General features: G+C 62.4%; 12 protein-coding genes and 7 tRNA genes. 14 read left to right on the top strand and 5 right to left on the bottom strand.

All coding sequences use genetic code 11. The features are described 5' to 3' along the window. Positions 1–58 precede the first annotated feature (58 nt). From benA to LZ012_RS09360, 5 genes are all read left to right on the top strand, one after another. A complete protein-coding gene (gene benA / locus LZ012_RS09380) occupies positions 59–1,396 on the top strand; it encodes a benzoate 1,2-dioxygenase large subunit (protein ID WP_275710036.1) in 1,338 nt (445 codons plus the stop codon). A 15-nt stretch (positions 1,397–1,411) separates the two neighbouring features. Then, positions 1,412–1,900, top strand: coding sequence for a benzoate 1,2-dioxygenase small subunit (gene benB / locus LZ012_RS09375; RefSeq protein ID WP_275710034.1), 489 nt, complete (start codon positions 1,412–1,414; stop codon positions 1,898–1,900). A 78-nt stretch (positions 1,901–1,978) separates the two neighbouring features. Further along, positions 1,979–2,989 (top strand): benzoate 1,2-dioxygenase electron transfer component BenC, encoded by a 1,011-nt coding sequence (gene benC, locus LZ012_RS09370; protein WP_275710032.1) that lies wholly within the window; start codon positions 1,979–1,981, stop codon positions 2,987–2,989. A 20-nt stretch (positions 2,990–3,009) separates the two neighbouring features. Beyond that, positions 3,010–3,786, top strand: a complete 777-nt coding sequence (locus LZ012_RS09365) for a 1,6-dihydroxycyclohexa-2,4-diene-1-carboxylate dehydrogenase (protein WP_275710030.1) — start codon at positions 3,010–3,012, stop codon at positions 3,784–3,786. A gap of 268 nt (positions 3,787–4,054) precedes the next feature. After that, the gene (locus LZ012_RS09360) at positions 4,055–5,023 is read left to right on the top strand and encodes an AraC family transcriptional regulator (protein ID WP_275710028.1); all 969 of its coding nucleotides are present in this window, start codon (positions 4,055–4,057) and stop codon (positions 5,021–5,023) included. Positions 5,024–5,133: 110 nt separating this feature from the next. On the opposite strand, the gene LZ012_RS09355 is transcribed toward LZ012_RS09360, so the two are convergent. Continuing rightward, positions 5,134–6,105, bottom strand: a complete 972-nt coding sequence (locus LZ012_RS09355) for an aldo/keto reductase (RefSeq protein WP_275710026.1) — start codon at positions 6,103–6,105, stop codon at positions 5,134–5,136. 230 nt (positions 6,106–6,335) lie between these two features. On the opposite strand from LZ012_RS09355, the gene LZ012_RS09350 reads away from it, so the two are divergent. Then, positions 6,336–7,283, top strand: a complete 948-nt coding sequence (locus LZ012_RS09350; RefSeq protein ID WP_275710024.1) for a LysR family transcriptional regulator — start codon at positions 6,336–6,338, stop codon at positions 7,281–7,283. Positions 7,284–7,376: 93 nt separating this feature from the next. Here LZ012_RS09350 and LZ012_RS09345 read toward each other — a convergent pair. Continuing rightward, positions 7,377–7,451: transfer RNA gene (locus LZ012_RS09345), tRNA-Val, on the bottom strand. A 95-nt stretch (positions 7,452–7,546) separates the two neighbouring features. Here LZ012_RS09345 and gltX point away from each other — a divergent pair. From gltX to LZ012_RS09305, 8 genes are all read left to right on the top strand, one after another. After that, the gene (gltX, locus tag LZ012_RS09340; protein WP_275710022.1) at positions 7,547–8,941 is read left to right on the top strand and encodes a glutamate--tRNA ligase; all 1,395 of its coding nucleotides are present in this window, start codon (positions 7,547–7,549) and stop codon (positions 8,939–8,941) included. Positions 8,942–9,005: 64 nt separating this feature from the next. Beyond that, positions 9,006–9,081, top strand: a tRNA-Ala gene (locus LZ012_RS09335). A 23-nt stretch (positions 9,082–9,104) separates the two neighbouring features. Then, positions 9,105–9,180, top strand: a tRNA-Glu gene (locus LZ012_RS09330). A 27-nt stretch (positions 9,181–9,207) separates the two neighbouring features. After that, a tRNA-Asp gene (locus LZ012_RS09325) sits at positions 9,208–9,284 on the top strand. Positions 9,285–9,355: 71 nt separating this feature from the next. After that, positions 9,356–9,431: transfer RNA gene (locus tag LZ012_RS09320), tRNA-Ala, on the top strand. Positions 9,432–9,466: 35 nt separating this feature from the next. Beyond that, positions 9,467–9,542 (top strand) — tRNA-Glu (locus tag LZ012_RS09315). Between the two features lie 27 nt (positions 9,543–9,569). Beyond that, a tRNA-Asp gene (locus LZ012_RS09310) sits at positions 9,570–9,646 on the top strand. Positions 9,647–9,760: 114 nt separating this feature from the next. After that, positions 9,761–11,260: a transglycosylase SLT domain-containing protein gene (locus LZ012_RS09305; protein WP_275710020.1), complete on the top strand. Its 1,500-nt coding sequence runs from the start codon at positions 9,761–9,763 to the stop codon at positions 11,258–11,260. A gap of 1 nt (position 11,261) precedes the next feature. Here the strand turns inward: LZ012_RS09305 and LZ012_RS09300 are convergent, their stop codons facing one another. The 3 genes from LZ012_RS09300 to LZ012_RS09290 all read right to left on the bottom strand — a co-directional run bounded on the left by LZ012_RS09300 (position 11,262) and on the right by LZ012_RS09290 (position 15,721). Further along, complete coding sequence (locus LZ012_RS09300) at positions 11,262–13,235, bottom strand: ABC transporter ATP-binding protein (protein WP_275710018.1); 1,974 nt, start codon at positions 13,233–13,235, stop codon at positions 11,262–11,264. 108 nt (positions 13,236–13,343) lie between these two features. Beyond that, the gene (locus LZ012_RS09295; protein ID WP_275711754.1) at positions 13,344–14,744 is read right to left on the bottom strand and encodes an ABC transporter permease; all 1,401 of its coding nucleotides are present in this window, start codon (positions 14,742–14,744) and stop codon (positions 13,344–13,346) included. Next, a complete protein-coding gene (locus tag LZ012_RS09290; RefSeq protein ID WP_275710016.1) occupies positions 14,744–15,721 on the bottom strand; it encodes an ABC transporter permease in 978 nt (325 codons plus the stop codon). The genes LZ012_RS09295 and LZ012_RS09290 overlap by 1 nt, the downstream gene beginning before the upstream one ends. Between the last annotated feature and the right edge of the window lie 84 nt (positions 15,722–15,805).

Raw genomic sequence — 15,805 nt, 5'->3', positions numbered from 1 at the left:
TCGGGTTCGAACGCGTCCCTAACATGGAGTCTCCGAGCACATAACACTGGAGACTGCAATGATCACCAAGGATTACCTGGACACCCTGATCCAGAAGGACAAGGCCAAAGGCCTCTTCCGCTGCAAGCGCGAAATGTTTACCAACCAGGAGCTGTTCGACCTGGAAATGAAGCACATCTTCGAAGGCAACTGGATCTACCTGGCGCATGAAAGCCAGGTCGGCAAGGTCAATGATTACTACACGACCAAGATCGGTCGTCAGTCCGTCTTCATCACCCGCAACAAGGACAAAGAGCTCAACTGCTTCATCAACAGCTGCGCCCACCGCGGCGCCACGCTGGCCCGCTTCAAGCACGGCAACAAGGCCACCTATACCTGCCCGTTCCACGGCTGGACCTTCAACAACTCCGGCAAGCTGCTCAAGATCAAGGACCCGGAAGGCACGGGCTATCCGAGCACCTTCAATTGCGACGGTTCGCACGACCTGAAGAAGGTCGCCCGCTTCGAGTCCTACAAGGGTTTCCTGTTCGGCAGCCTGAACGCGGACGTGCAGCCGCTCGAGGAATACCTCGGCGAATCGAAGAAGATCATCGACATGATCGTCGACCAGTCGGCAGACGGCCTCGAAGTGCTGCGCGGCTCGTCCACCTATGTCTATGAAGGCAACTGGAAGCTGCAGGCCGAGAACGGCGCCGACGGCTACCACGTCACCGCCACCCACTGGAACTACGCCGCCACCCAGGCGCAGCGCAAGCAGCGCGACTCGGGCGACGACATCAACGCCATGAGCGCTGGCGGCTGGGCAAAGAAGGGCGGCGGCTCCTACTCCTTCGAGAATGGCCACCTGCTGTTGTGGACGCGCTGGGACAACCCGGAAGACCGTCCGCTGATGGAACAGCGCGACCGTCTGGTCAGCGAATTCGGCAAAGCCAAGGCCGACTGGATGATCGAGAACTCGCGCAACCTCTGCCTGTACCCGAACGTCTTCCTGATGGACCAGTTCAGCTCGCAGATCCGCGTTTTCCGCCCGCTGGCCCCGAACAAGACCGAAGTCACCATCTACTGCATCGCCCCCAAGGGCGAGTCGCCGGAAGCCCGCGCCCGCCGCATCCGCCAGTACGAGGACTTCTTCAACGCCTCCGGCATGGCCACCCCGGACGACCTCGAGGAATTCCGCGCCTGCCAGGAAGGCTTCGAATCCGGCTATTCCGAATGGAACGACATGTCGCGCGGTGCCGAGCACTGGGTCGAAGGACCGGATGCCGAAGCCGACAAGATCGACCTCAAGCCCATCCTGTCCGGCATCAAGACCGAAGACGAAGGCCTCTACGTCGCCCAGCACACCTACTGGCTGGAGCAGATGCACAAAGCCCTACAGGCCGAACAAGCCCAATAACCGGAGACCACTGCAATGAGCCTTTCCTACGAAAACGTTTGTGCCTTCCTGTTCCAGGAAGCCCGCTTCCTCGACGAGCGCGACTGGGACAGCTGGCTGGCCCTGTACGACGAGAACTGCACCTTCTGGATGCCGGCCTGGGATGACGACGGCGAACTGACCGAAGATCCGCAAAGCGAAATCTCGCTGATCTGGTACGGCCGCCGCGCCGGCCTCGAAGACCGCGTCTACCGCATCCGCACCGAGCGCTCCAGCGCGACCATTCCGGACACCCGCACCTCGCACAACATCACCAATGTCGAGATCGTCGAACAGGCCGGCAGCACGCTGAAGCTGCGCTTCAACTGGCACACCATGAGCATCCGTTACAACCACACGGATCACTTCTGCGGCACCAGCTTCTACACCCTCGACACCTCCGGCCCGAGCCCGATCATCAAGGACAAGAAGGTTGTGTTGAAGACGGATTACATCCGTCACGTCATCGACGTTTATCACATCTAACAACAGGGACTGCCCGGGCGTGCCGCCACAGACGGCACGCCCGGAAAGCGGCATCGACCGCCCCATACGGAGACAACCATGACTTACAGAATCGCCCTGAATTTCGAAGACGGCGTCACCCGTTTCATCGACTGCAAGCCGACCGAAACCGTGGCCGATGCCGCCTATCGTCAAAGCATCAATGTTCCCATCGACTGCCGCGACGGCGCCTGCGGTGCCTGCAAGTGCTCCTGCGAATCCGGCTCCTTCCGCCTCGGCGACTATATCGACGATGCGCTGAGCCAGTCGGAAGCCGATGCCGGCATGGTCCTCACCTGCCAGATGTATCCGCAGGGCGACTGCGTGGTGCGCGTTCCGGCGTCGTCCGATGTCTGCAAGACCAAGCAGGCCAGCTTCAGCGCCACCATCGCCGACCTGCGCCAGCTTTCCGACAGCACGATCAGCCTGACCCTGGCCGGCGAAGCCCTGAACAAGCTGGCCTTCCTGCCCGGCCAGTACGCCAATCTCGCCGTGCCCGGCACCCCGCAGCACCGCGCCTATTCGTACAGCTCGATGCCCGCCGATGGCAAGGTGTCCTTCCTGATCCGCAACGTCCCGGGCGGTTTGATGAGCGGCTACCTGCGCGAACAGGCCAAGGCCGGCGACAGCATCACCATGGCCGGCCCGCTGGGCAGTTTCTACCTGCGCGAAATCAAGCGCCCGGTCCTCATGCTGGCCGGCGGCACAGGCCTCGCCCCCTTCCTCGCCATGCTCGACAAGGTCGTCGCCGACGGCGGCAGCAGCCAGCCGATCCACCTGATCTACGGCGTCAATACCGACACCGATCTGGTCGAACTCGACAAACTGGCCGCCTTCGCCGCCGCGCTGCCCAACTTCACCTACGCCCTGGTCGTCGTCGCCGCCGACAGCGCCCAGCCGAAAAAGGGCTACGTCACCCAGCACATCGAGCCAGCCCAGCTGAATGACGGCGATGTCGACATCTACCTGTGCGGTCCGCCGCCGATGGTCGAAGCCGTCGCCCAGAACCTGCGCGAGCGCGCCATCCAGCCGGCCAGCTTCCATTACGAAAAATTCGCGGCCAGCGTCTGAACCGTCTTCGGAGAAACTTCATGAACAATCGCTTCACGAACAAAGTCGCCGTCATCACCGGCGCCGCACAAGGTATTGGCAAACGCGTGGCCGAACGGATGGCCGAGGAAGACGGCCTCCTGGTTCTCGTCGACCGCGCCGAGATCGTGCACGGCGTGGCCGAGGCACTGAGCGCCAAGACCCAAGTCATCAGCCTGACCGCCGACCTCGAGAAGTTTGCCGAGTGCGAGCGCGTCATGGCCGCCACGGTCCAACGCTTCGGCCGCATCGACATCCTGGTCAACAACGTCGGCGGGACGATCTGGACCAAGCCCTACGAGCATTACGCGGAAAACGAGATCGAGGCCGAAGTCCGCCGCTCGCTGTTCCCGACCCTGTGGTGCTGCCGCGCCGCCCTGCCCTACATGCTCGAAAAGGGTAAAGGTTCGATCGTCAATGTCTCGTCGATTGCCACCCGCGGCGTCAATCGTGTGCCCTACGGCGCGGCCAAGGGCGGGGTCAATGCACTGACCGCCTGCCTGGCTTTCGAAAACGGCGCGCGCGGCATCCGTGTCAATGCCACTGCACCCGGCGCCACGGAAGCCCCGCCGCGCATCATCCCGCGCAATACGGCCCAGCAAAGCGAGCAGGAACAAGGCTGGTACAAGCAGATCTACACCCAGTCGCTCGACAGCAGCCAGATGAAACGCTACGGCACCCTGGACGAACAGGCCGATCCGATTCTCTTCCTGGCCTCCGACGAGTCCGGTTACATGACCGGCACGGTCATTCCGGTCGGCGGCGGAGACCAAGGCTGATTTTTGCCCTACCCCTGACCCTCCTCTTGCCGCCGCGTGTAAAAACCGGCGGCTTTTTTTATTGGGCTCTGAAAAAGACCTTACTCGGGCTATAGTAAAATCGTTCCGCTTATCGTAAAATCGATATTATGAAATTTCTCGATATTTTATAAACCGGCGCAAAAGACCGGAACAGGCAGCAGAGCATTACCCCCGGAGGCGAAAGATAAGATGAACAACGCAGCAGCAATGCAAGGTTTGGCATCGGCAGAATGGCGGAGACACTGAGATGCTGACCGGTTTTCTCAATGGCCAGAGCCAGGTTTATTCGGGCGCCGATCCTTTCGAAGTATCGGATTACGTCAACCAGCACGTCGGCAACCACGGCCTGCAACTCTCGGGACATGGCCAGACGCACGCCTCGCTGAGCCATCGCAAAGCCGGCAGTCTCGATCTCTGCCGCCTGAGTTACGGCGCGCAAGCCCGGGTCGTCTCGCCCGGCCTGCCCGACATCTACCATCTCCAGTTCATCCTGCGCGGACATTGCCGCTACGAGCAATACCGCGAGTCGCTCAGCCTGTCGGCCGGACACATCCTGCTGATGAATCCGGAAGAGCCGATCGATCTGACCTACTCTGCCGATTGCGAAAAATTCATCGTCAAGATTCCGGCGCCGCTGTTTGATGAAGCCTGCATCGAGCATCGCTGGTTCAAGCCGAACGAGTGCATCAAGTTCAATCAGGTGCCCTACAAGTTCGAGGAACTGGAAAGCCTGCTCTACCTGCTCAACCTCCTGTGCCAGGAAGCAGAATCCACGACTGCCACACCCCAGATGCTGCAGCACTACAACCGGGTGGTCACCAGCAAGCTGATGACCATGCTCGAACATAACGTCAGCCTGGAAACGCCCACGTTGCAATCGGTTTCGTTCGAGCGGCTGGTCCAGTACATCGAAGACAACATCAAGAGCGACATTACGGCCGAGCACCTGGCCAAGCACTCCCATCTCAGCCTGCGCTCGCTCTATCTGCTGTTCGAGAAGAATGCCAAGACGACGCCGAAGAATTTCATCCGCCAGAAGAAGCTTGAGCACATCTACAGCACCTTGATGAACCCGGCGAGCCAGATCGCCAACGTCACGGCAGTCGCTCTGGATTACGGATTCACGCACTTGGGGCGCTTTTCCGAGCTTTACAAAGCACGCTTCGGTTGCCTGCCTTCAGTGACACTGCGCTCCAGATCCGACTTGCGTAGCTGACTACCCTGCCCGGCTTTCTAGCGTTTCAACCGCCAGGCCAGCCAAAGAGACACCGTGGCAGACGGCGCAGGACATCGCGATTGCCACGGTTGCCGTTGGCGCATAGTGCCTCATTCATGTCCGGCCACTGCGCGCGGTCGATACGGCCTCTCCAGCTCGGCGATTTCGTCCGCTGTCAGTTCCAACTGGATGCCGGCAACCGCATCCGGCAAATGATGCGGCTTCGACGCGCCGACGATGGGTGCGGTAATCCCCGGGCGCGATGCGGCCCAGGCGATGGCAACTTGGGTCATCGGCACGCCCCGCGCCTTGGCGACCCGATCGACCGCATTGACGATGGCTTCTTCCATGACCGCCTGGTCGTACCATTGCTGGGCCAGATTATCGGTTTCGGCGCGCTGGGTTTTCTCCTGCAACGGCTTGGACAAGCGGCCACGAGCGAGCGGCGACCACGGGGTGATGGCGATCTTTTCATGCCGGCATAGCGGCAGCATCTCGCGCTCTTCTTCGCGATAGATCAGGTTGTAGTGGTTCTGCATCGATACAAAGCGCGCCAGGCCCAGTTCGCGCTGCCGAGCCAGCATGCTCATGAATTGCCAGGAATACATGGACGACGCCCCGATGTAACGCGCCTTGCCACTGCGCACGATCGTGTCGAAAGCTTCCAGCGTCTCGTCGATGGGGGTGTGCGGATCGAAGCGGTGAGCGATGTAGAGGTCGACGTAGTCGGTGCCCAGACGCCGGAGGGAAGCGTCGATACTGGACAGGATGTGCTTGCGGGAAAGCCCCCGGTCGTTCGGCTTGTCGCTCATCGGGTAAAACACCTTGGTGGCGATGACCACCTCTTCACGCTTGGCAAAGTCGCGCAAGGCACGCCCCATGACCTCCTCGCCGGCACCGAGCGAATACATGTCGGCGGTATCGAAGAAGTTGATGCCCAACTCAAGCGCCTGCTTGATGAAGGGGCGGCTGGTCGCCTCGTCAAGAACCCAAGGGCGCCAGTCAGGCGAACCATAAGTCATGCCGCCCAGTGCCAGCCGCGAAACGCGAAGCCCGGTGTGACCGAATTGAACGTAATCCATAAGTGCAATCCCTGTAAAAGTCAGGTCGTTCGCGCCATTTCCGAACGAAAGCGCGCCATCCTGTCGCGAAGCGAAGTAACGATGAAAGTGACACGAGAAGGCATCCATTGACCCAAAACACTGGAGAGCGGGCGTCTATGGAAAGCCTTCAGTTTTTTCATTATCGCTGTGTATATTTTTGAAATAAACAGGCCTAATCTAACAACACTGTTGATCATGGATAAACAATAATGGATCGTCTTCTGGCCATGCGGCTTTTCACTCGCATTGTCGACCTGGGTAATTTCAGCCGTGCCGCCGAGCAACTGGGCATTCATCGAACGGCAGCCACCCAGACGATCAAGCAACTGGAGGAACATCTCGGCGTTCGCCTGCTGGCCAGGACAACCAGGCAAGTGACGCCCACAGCCGACGGCATGGCGTACTACGAACGCTGCGTCGGGATATTGGGTGATCTCGACGACACGGAAGCCTACTTCATGCAGACGACGCACGACCCGGAAGGGCGAATACGGGTCGATCTGTCGGCCAGCATGTGCCGCAATGTCCTCTTGCCCGCCCTGCCCGAGTTCATGGCGCGCTATCCGCGCATCCGGCTGGAGATCAGCGTGACCGATCGCCCCATCGATGTCATCCGGGAAGGGGTCGATTGCGTGCTGCGGGCGGGCGAACTGCGCGACATTCCGCTGGTCGCGCGGCGCCTGAGCGTTCTGCAGCAAATCACCTGCGCCAGCGCCGATTATGTTGCCCGGCATGGGCTTCCGGCGACTCTGGAAGAACTGTCCCGCCACCACGCCGTCGATTATTTTTCCGGCACCAGCGGCAAGACGATTCCCTTTGAATTCATGGACGGGGATAAATTGATTACCCGCAACTTGCCGGCGAATATTGCGCTGAATAACGGCGACTGCTACCTCGCCGCTTGCAGCGCCGGTTTTGGCCTGATCCAGATTCCCTATGCATTTGTCGCCGACGCGCTGCGCAGCGGCAGTCTCTGCGAAATCCTCCCCCAGCATCGACCGCCAGCCTTGCCGCTGAGTGTCCTCTATCTTCCGGGACGGCATCTATCAAGCAAGGTTCGCGTTTTTGTCGATTGGCTGGTCGAACTATTTGCGCGTCCGGATGGCCCGGGGCGTTCAGCCCCATCATCAGTCACAGAAAAGTCACGCCTTCTCTAGTCGATAGACAGGGCAAGCGTTTAGAGCAAAAACAAAAAACCCGCCGAGCCTTTCGCTGAGCGGGTTTTCGTTTTCTTGTGAGGGCCACTTACGTGGTGGGCGGTACTGGGATCGAACCAGTGACCCCTGCCGTGTGAAGGCAGTGCTCTACCGCTGAGCTAACCGCCCTCACAAGAGGCGCGCATTTAACCACAATCGGTCAGCCGGGTCAAACGCCGGTCGGCTAGAATATCGCCCTTTGCTTTCACTAGATTCTGGATTCCATGAAGCCCGTCCGCACTCGTTTCGCTCCCAGCCCCACCGGTTACTTGCATATCGGCGGCGCCCGCACCGCGCTGTTCTCCTGGGCCTATGCCCGTCGCCATGGCGGCACCTTCATCCTGCGCATCGAGGATACGGACGTCGCCCGCTCGACGCCGGAAGCCGTCCAGGCCATTCTCGACGGCATGCAGTGGCTGGGGCTCGAACACGACGAAGGCCCGTTCTACCAGATGCAGCGCATGGATCGCTACAAGGAAGTGATCCAGCAGATGCTGGCTTCCGGTCACGCCTACCAGTGCTATACCAGCAAGGAAGAACTGGATGCCCTGCGCGCCGAGCAGGAAGCGCAGAAGATCAAGCCGCGCTACGACGGCCGCTGGCGCCCGGAAGACGGCAAGACCCTGCCGACGCCGCCGGCCGGCATCGACCCGGTCATCCGCTTCAAGAACCCCAAGGATGGCGTCGTCGCCTGGGACGACCAGGTCAAGGGCCGCATCGAGATCGCCAATGGCGAACTGGACGACCTGATCATCGCCCGTGCCGACGGCACGCCGACCTACAACTTCTGCGTCTGCGTCGACGACTGGGACATGGGCATCACCCACGTCATCCGCGGCGACGACCACGTCAATAACACGCCGCGCCAGATCAACATCCTCCGGGCGCTGGGTGCCGAGGTGCCGACCTACGCCCACCTGTCGATGATCCTCGGCGACGACGGCGCCAAGCTGTCGAAGCGCCACGGCGCCGTGTCCGTCATGCAATACGACGAAGACGGCTTCCTGACCGAAGCGGTGATCAACTACCTCGCCCGCCTCGGCTGGTCGCACGGCGACGACGAAGTATTCTCGCGCCAGCAGTTCGTCGAATGGTTCGATCTCGATCACATCACCGCCTCGGCCGCGCAGTTCAATACCGAAAAGCTGCTGTGGCTGAACCAGCACTACATGAAGCAACTGCCGCTGGCCGAACTGGCGGCCAAGGCCAAGGCTCGCCTGGCCGCTCGCGGCATCGATACCGACCGCGGCCCCGACCTGGAAAAGGCCGTCACCCTGTATGTCGACCGCTGCAATACGCTGAACCTGCTGGCCGACGCCGTGGAGGTCTTCTACGCCCACGTCACACCGAATCCCGAGTTGCTGGCCCAGCACCTGGCCGACGAAGCGCGTCCAGCCCTGGCCGAATTCGCCGCCGGCATCGCCAGCGTCGCCTGGGAAGCCCCGGCGATCAATGCGCTGATCAAGGAAACCGTGACCAAGCATGGCCTGAAGATGCCCAAGCTGGCCATGCCGCTGCGCGTCATCCTGACCGGCCAGGCGCAGACCCCCGCCGTCGATGCGGTGATCTGCCTGATCGGCCGTGACAAGGTGGCAACGGTCCTGTCGGCTTATCTCTAAAAAAACGCGAAAAGCCCTTTACAAGGACCAATGAGGTCCCTATAATGCGGCCTTCTTTCGCGGCGGGGGTATAGCTCAGCTGGGAGAGCGCTTGCATGGCATGCAAGAGGTCAGCGGTTCGATCCCGCTTACCTCCACCAAAAGCGCGAAAGAAAAAGTCCGGGTCCCCATCGTCTAGAGGCCTAGGACACCGCCCTTTCACGGCGGTAACTGGGGTTCGAATCCCCATGGGGACGCCAAGAATTTGGTAGCGCAGGTTAAAGTGCGGAGTGGTAGTTCAGTCGGTTAGAATACCGGCCTGTCACGCCGGGGGTCGCGGGTTCGAGTCCCGTCCACTCCGCCAGTTTTACGGGTTGCAGAGAAATCTGTACTCCGGGTCGCCAGACCGAAACCGTAGTTTGGCTGTCTCCTTGTGGGGGTATAGCTCAGCTGGGAGAGCGCTTGCATGGCATGCAAGAGGTCAGCGGTTCGATCCCGCTTACCTCCACCAAGCGACCAGACTACGAAAATAGCAGTTTTGTCCGGGTCCCCATCGTCTAGAGGCCTAGGACACCGCCCTTTCACGGCGGTAACTGGGGTTCGAATCCCCATGGGGACGCCAAGAATTTGGTAGTGCAGGTTAAAGTGCGGAGTGGTAGTTCAGTCGGTTAGAATACCGGCCTGTCACGCCGGGGGTCGCGGGTTCGAGTCCCGTCCACTCCGCCAGTCATAAGAAAACCAGCTTCGGCTGGTTTTTTTATTGCCGCTGCCAAAAAGGAAGCTACAGGCTCCAAGGTATAATTGCCGCCTTTCGAATCGAGCGAGCCAGGCACGCCACCCATGCTGCACCGTACCATTTCCTCGCCTCTGCTCAAGATTCGCCAAACCGCCCTATCCATTGCGCTCAGCCTGCTGGCAACACCGGCCCTGGCCCAACTGGAAGACCAGTCGATATTCAAGTCCCTGCTCATGCCGTCGGCGCTGGAAGCGCCCAGCCTGGGCGACGACACGCTGACCGTGCAGGAAATCAAGGGCGCGCCGCAACTGCCGCTCAGCATCGACCTGACCATCAGCGAAAACAACCTGTGGGACCGCATCCGTAACGGCTTCGCAATGGCCGACCTGAACGACGACCTGGTCCTGCATTACCAGCAGTGGTACCAGAATCGCCCGGACGCCTTGCGCCGTATGGTCGAACGCAGCCGCCCCTACCTCCACCACATCGTCGAGGAACTGGAAGCGCGCGGCATGCCGACCGAACTGGCCCTGCTCCCCATGGTGGAAAGCTCGTTCAACCCCAACGCCTATTCGCGCGCGCATGCCTCCGGCCTGTGGCAGTTCATCCCGGCCACCGGCAAGCGCTTCAATCTCGAGCAGAACTGGTGGCGCGACGAACGCCGCGACATCGTCGCCTCGACCAACGCCGCGCTCGACTACCTGCAGACCATCTACGAGATGCACGGCGACTGGCATCTGGCGCTGGCCTCGTACAACTGGGGCGAAGGCGCGGTCAAGAAGGCCATCGTCAAGAACGAATCGCGCGGGCTGCCCACCGACTACCCCAGCCTGAACATGCCGAACGAAACCCGGCACTACGTCCCGAAACTGCAGGCGCTGAAGAACATTTTCGGCAACCCGGCGCTGATCGCCCGCCTCGGCCTGCCCTTCATCCCGAACGAGCCGTATTTCGCGACGCTGGAAAGCCCCAAGCCGATCGACGTGAAGACCGCCGCGCAACTGGCCAACATGACGATCGAGGAATTCCAGCGCCTGAACCCGTCGCACAACCGGCCGATCATCAAGCCCGACACGCCGGTCGTCATCCCGGCCGACAAGCTCGACACCTTCCGCAGCAACCTGCACAACAGCAAGGTGCCGCTGACCCAGTGGCAGGCCTATACCGTGACTTCGGCGGAACGCCTCGAGCACATCGCCGCGCGTTTCGACACGACAACGGCCGAACTCGCCCGCGTCAACGGCCTTTCCGAAAAAGTCCGCCTCGGCGCCGGATCGACCCTGCTGGTTCCCGGCAACGGCAGCACGTCGGGCCTGACCTCGCTGCTCAACGCCCCGGCCCCGCAACACATCATCGAACCGGAACGCGTTGCCCGCGCCTGCGGCAAATCGGCCAAACGCGGCGCCAAACCGTGCGCCACGCGCGACGAACCCGCAACGGCCAAAGGCGGTAAGGCAAGTAAAGCCACATTGGCCAAGAACGAGAAGGTCGCCGCCGGTGGTGCTGCCAAGACCCAGCCCAAGGCCGCCGGCAGCAAACCCGCCGCCAAGCCGGCCGCCGGCCCGGCCAAGGGTGCCAAGCCGGCACCCAAGAAACACAAGTAATTCAGCTCAGCAGGTGGCAGTTCGCCGCGTGCGTCGCTGAAACCTCGGTGACCTCGGGATAGCGGCTCCGGCACACCTCCATGGCGTGCGGGCAGCGCGGATGGAAATGACAGCCGGCCGGCGGATTGGCCGGCGACGGCGTTTCGCCAGGCAGGCGGATAACCGCCGCAGCGCCCTCCAGACGCGGTACCGGCACCGCCGACAGCAAGGCCTGCGTGTAGGGATGCTGCGGGCTGCGCAACACCTCCTCCGCCCTGCCCCGCTCGACGATGCGCCCGAGGTACATCACCGCCACATCGTGCGCCAGGTATTCGACCACGGCGAAATTGTGCGTGATGAACAGGTAGGCGATTCCCAGCTCGCTCTGCAGCTTTTTCAGCAGATTGAGGATCTGGGCCTGTACCGACACATCGAGAGCCGAAGTCGGTTCGTCGCAAATCAGCAGCTCCGGTTGCACGGCCAAGGCCCTGGCGACGGCGATGCGCTGGCGCTGGCCACCGGAAAACTCGTGCGGAAAGCGATCGACTGCCTCGTCCGGCAAGCCGACCTGGCCGAGCAGCGCCACCACGGTGGCGCGCCGCGAAGCCGCGTCGCCCGCCACGCCCAGGGCCTCCATCCCTTCGGCAATGATCTCGCCGACCCGCAGGCGGGGATTCAGCGAAGCGAAGGGATCCTGAAAAATCATCTGCATGTGGCGACGCGCCGCGCGCAGACGCTCACCCTTGAGGCCGACCCACTCGTGGCCGCCCAGGCGGACTGAACCGGCGGTCGGCGCGATCAGCTGCAACAGTGCCTTGCCCACCGTCGTCTTGCCGCACCCGGACTCGCCGACCAGCGCCAGCGTCCGCCCCGGTGCAATGGCCAGCGACACGCCATCGACCGCCCGCACATGGCCAACCGTGCGCTGCAGCAAGCCCTTGCGGATGGGAAAATGCACTTTTAGGTCGTCGACCGCCAGGAAATCCCTGCCGGTGGCGACGCCGAGTTCCGTAATGTCATGATGCACCGCATCCGTCGCCGACGCTTCACCGTGCCAGTGGCAACGTACGGTGTGTTCGCCCGCACCGCGCCAGGGCGGCCATTGCTCGCGACAGACCGCCATGACATGGCCGCAGCGGTCGGCGAAACGACAGGCAGGCGGCATGGCGGCGAGCGACGGCACCTGGCCGGGGATGGTGGTCAGGCGCTGGCCGCGCCGCGATATGTCGGGCAGCGCCTCGAACAGCGCCTGCGTGTAGGGGTGATGGGGCCGGCTGAAGAACTCCTCGCGGCTGGCCACTTCGACCAGTTCACCGGCGTACATGACGCCGATGCGATGCGCCATGCGGGCGACGACGCCCAGATCGTGGGTGATGAGCAGGATGGCCATGCCGCGCTGGGCCTGCAGGCTGGCCAGCAGATCGAGAATCTGCGCCTGGACGGTGACGTCGAGGGCCGTCGTCGGTTCGTCGGCGATCAGCAGTTCCGGTTCGCCGGCCAGCGCGATGGCGATCATCACCCGCTGTTTCATGCCGCCGGAAAACTGGAAGGGATATTCGTTCAGGCGGCGCTCCGGATCGGCGATGCCGACCTGGCGCAACAGATCGACCATGCGGGCGGTCGCTTCGGCACCGGCCAGCCCGAGGTGGCGCCACAGCACTTCGCCGATCTGCTGGCCGACGGTGAGCACCGGGTTCAGGCTGGTCGCTGGCTCCTGGAAGATCATCGCCATCCGGCCGCCACGGTAGGCGCGCATGTCGGCTTCGGACAAGGCGAGCAGGTTCTCCCCGTCGAGCGACACCCGGCCGTCGAGGATGCGCCCGGCCGCCGGCAGCAGGCGCATGATGCCCTGCGCAGTGGCCGACTTGCCGCAGCCCGACTCGCCGAGTAGGGCGAAGGTTTCACCCTTGGCTATGGAGAACGAAATGCCGTCCACGGCCGCCAGCGCGGTCTTGCCGGAGGTGAAACCGAGGCGGAGATTTTCAACGCGCAGCATCGCACCAGGCCTCCATAACACCTCGATTGATCAAATGCGGCTCAGCGGCCTGGCGTGTCGCATTCGCCTTGCTCGCATCCCCGCCAAGCGGGGCCCCGGCTTGGTTGCTCATGCGACAGCCCTCGGATCAAACGCGTCGCGCACGGAGTCGGCAAACAGGTTGGCAGCGAGCACCAGGATGAACATCACGGCAAAGGCTGCCGCCAAAGACCACCAGACCACCGGCTCGCGGCCCAGTTCCATGCGGGCATTGTTGATCATGGTGCCGAAGCTGATCATGGTCGGATCGACGCCGATGCCGACGTAGGACAGTACGGCCTCGGCCAGCACCAGCCCGGAGAAGTCCATGACCAGCGCGATGATCACGATGTGCATCAGGTTGGGCAGGATGTGGCGGACGATGATCCGCCAGCTCGACACCCCGAAGGCCTGCGCCGCCTGGATGTATTCGAGTTCGCGCAACTTCAGCGTCTCGCCGCGCAGCAGCCGGCACAACCCGGTCCAGCTGGTGATGCCGAGAATGAAGCAGAGCGCCAAGAGGCGCAGGTCGGCGCGCTCGGCGGCAGTCGAGAACCACTGCGGATGGGTGTCGATGACCACCTGCATCATCAGCACCGCGGCGGCAATGAGTAGCACGCCGGGGATCGAGTTGAGCACGGTATAGACGTACTGGATCGCGTCATCGATCCAGCCCCGGAAATAGCCGGCGACGATGCCGAGCAGCACAGCCATGGGCAGCATGACCAGGGTCGTCACCAGGCCAATGATCAGGCCGGTGCGCACGCTTTTCAGCACTTGGTAGAGCACGTCCTGCCCCACCTTGTCGGTGCCGAACACGTGGTACTGGCCGGACAGCCAGAACAACGGCACCACCACCAGCAACATCAGGCCGAGCGTGACCAGCACCGCGTTCCAGGCGAAAGCCGTTTCGCCGCGCCAGATTTTCTGCCATCCCACAGCCGCCGCTTCGCTGTGCCCGACGGCGGCCACGGCGACCCCGACCAGCGCCAGCCAGCCGACGAAAGCCAGCGCCCCGGCGCGGAAGGCCGTGAAGGCGGCATCGGCCACCACTTCATCCTCGTGCTCCCCGAGATGCATTCCGGCATGTTTCAGGCGCGGGTATTCGCGCACCGAGCCCTGTCCGGGCACGTCTAGGGTTTCCTTGGCGTACAGGCGGGTGGCGAACGGCTCGGAATAGGTTTTCTCGCTGCGGGTGCGCAACGGCGTCACCACGGCGTCGAGTACCGACAGCACCTCGACGGCGTACTGCACCTTCTGGCCCGGCTTGCCCTCCAGCGCCGCCCGGTAATGCAGGGAATCGAGCAGGCCGATCAGCACGAAGGCGAGCAGCACGGTGGCCGACGCCATGCCGACCCGGCTGGCGCCGACCCGCCGCCACGCCGAGAGCAGGGGCGGATCCTTGGCGATCAACACGCCGACGCCGATGCCGGCTACAACGAGCAGCCAGATCAGCAGGTCGGACCACAGGATGACGATCTGGAAGCCCATCATTCGAAACGTATCCGCGGATCGACCAGGGTATAGGAAATGTCGGTCAGGATCAGGCCGACGATGTAGAGCACCGAACCGATGAAGACCATGGAGCGCACCACGGCGAAGTCCTGGGCGTTGATGGCGTCGATGGTGTAGCTGCCCAGCCCTGGGATGCCGAAGAAGGACTCAGTCAGCAGCGAACCCATGAAGAGCAGCGGGATGACCACGACCACGCCGGTCAGGATGGGGATCAGCGCATTGCGCAGGATATGGCGGAAGAAGACCAGGGTTTCCGGCAGCCCCTTGGCGCGGGCGGTGCGCACGTAGTCTTTGGTGACCTCTTCGAGAAAGATGGTGCGGTACCAGCGCGTCGACGAGCCGACTCCCGAAATGACGCCGATCAGCACCGGCAGGATCAGGAACCGCCACGCCTCCAGCCCGGTGCCGAAGCCCGAAATCGGCACCAGCCGCCACACCTTGCTGATCAGGTACTGGCCACCGATGATGTAGAACAGCCCGGAAATCGACATCATCGCCACGCACAGCACGACACCCCAGAAATCGAAGGCGGTGGCACGGAAGAAGGCCAGCGTCAGGGCGAAAGTCACCGTCACGAACAGGCCCAGGATGAAGGTGGGCAGCGCGATGGCGAGCGACGGCCCCATGCGGCTGCCGATCTCGCGGGCGATGTCGCGGCCGTCCTCGGCACGCCCGAAATCGCCGACGAACATGCGGATCGATTTCTGAAAGAAGACGGTATCGGTCAGCGTCGCCAGGCCGCCTGCCTCGGCATTTAGCAGCAAGGGCTTGTCGTAACCGCGCTCGGCTTTCCATTTTTGGATCGCCTCCGGCGTCACGCGCTTGACGCCCAGCTGCATGCGCGCCATGTCGTCGGGCGTGTTGACCACGAAGAACAGCGCAAAGGTGACGAGATTCACCCCGATCAGGATGGGCAGCGCGTAGAGAAGGCGGCGAACGATGTAAGCGAGCATTGCCGCGATTATGCCAAGAGCCGGCCGGCATGGGTCAAGAGTCGCAGAATTGATCGATGCATGACGTAACCATCACCAAAGTAG

The sequence above is a fragment of the Dechloromonas hankyongensis genome (assembly GCF_022012295.1).
GTDB classification, from domain to species: domain Bacteria; phylum Pseudomonadota; class Gammaproteobacteria; order Burkholderiales; family Rhodocyclaceae; genus Azonexus; species Azonexus hankyongensis.
Note: the sequence above shows the minus strand (reverse complement) of the source record. Positions and strands in the feature narration are given on the sequence as shown.